General features: G+C 53.1%; 2 tRNA genes. Both read left to right on the forward strand.

The annotated features are described in order from the left end of the window. Positions 1-36: 36 nt before the first annotated feature. Positions 37-111, forward strand: a tRNA-Gly gene (locus tag ACYQ73_RS28415). Positions 112-116: 5 nt separating this feature from the next. Beyond that, positions 117-205 (forward strand) — tRNA-Leu (locus ACYQ73_RS28420). The last annotated feature ends 6 nt before the right edge of the window (positions 206-211 follow it).

Here is a 211-nt window from a genome sequence, read left to right on the forward strand (position 1 = left end):
TTCATAATTGCCAGGATAAATAAATCTTATGCACATGCGGAAGTAGTTCAGTGGTAGAACACCACCTTGCCAAGGTGGGGGTCGCGAGTTCGAACCTCGTCTTCCGCTCCAAATGTGCCGGGGTGGCGGAACTGGCAGACGCACAGGACTTAAAATCCTGCGGTAGGTGACTACCGTGCCGGTTCGATTCCGGCCCTCGGCACCATTTTTT

The sequence above is a fragment of the Lysinibacillus sp. CTST325 genome (assembly GCF_054665055.1).